1 protein-coding gene is annotated in these 852 nt (G+C 34.7%); it reads left to right on the forward strand.

The annotated features are described in order from the left end of the window. Window positions 1-28: 28 nt before the first annotated feature. Complete coding sequence (gene erm(F) / locus H8S52_RS19715; RefSeq protein ID WP_004295323.1) at window positions 29-829, forward strand: 23S rRNA (adenine(2058)-N(6))-methyltransferase Erm(F); 801 nt, start codon at window positions 29-31, stop codon at window positions 827-829. The last annotated feature ends 23 nt before the right edge of the window (window positions 830-852 follow it).

The raw sequence follows: 852 nt of genomic DNA on the forward strand, positions 1-852 counted from the left end.
TCAAGTATTCACCTGTAAGAAGTTACTAATGACAAAAAAGAAATTGCCCGTTCGTTTTACGGGTCAGCACTTTACTATTGATAAAGTGCTAATAAAAGATGCAATAAGACAAGCAAATATAAGTAATCAGGATACGGTTTTAGATATTGGGGCAGGCAAGGGGTTTCTTACTGTTCATTTATTAAAAATCGCCAACAATGTTGTTGCTATTGAAAACGACACAGCTTTGGTTGAACATTTACGAAAATTATTTTCTGATGCCCGAAATGTTCAAGTTGTCGGTTGTGATTTTAGGAATTTTGCAGTTCCGAAATTTCCTTTCAAAGTGGTGTCAAATATTCCTTATGGCATTACTTCCGATATTTTCAAAATCCTGATGTTTGAGAGTCTTGGAAATTTTCTGGGAGGTTCCATTGTCCTTCAGTTAGAACCTACACAAAAGTTATTTTCGAGGAAGCTTTACAATCCATATACCGTTTTCTATCATACTTTTTTTGATTTGAAACTTGTCTATGAGGTAGGTCCTGAAAGTTTCTTTCCACCGCCAACTGTCAAATCAGCCCTGTTAAACATTAAAAGAAAACAGTTATTTTTTGATTTTAAGTTTAAAGCCAAATACTTAGCATTTATTTCCTGTCTGTTAGAGAAACCTGATTTATCTGTAAAAACAGCTTTAAAGTCGATTTTCAGGAAAAGTCAGGTCAGGTCAATTTCGGAAAAATTCGGTTTAAACCTTAATGCTCAAATTGTTTGTTTGTCTCCAAGTCAATGGGTAAACTGTTTTTTGGAAATGCTGGAAGTTGTCCCTGAAAAATTTCATCCTTCGTAGTTCAAAGTCGGGTGGTTGTCAAG

The sequence above is a fragment of the Bacteroides sp. NSJ-48 genome (assembly GCF_014287405.1).
In the GTDB taxonomy this organism is placed as follows: domain Bacteria; phylum Bacteroidota; class Bacteroidia; order Bacteroidales; family Bacteroidaceae; genus Bacteroides; species Bacteroides stercoris.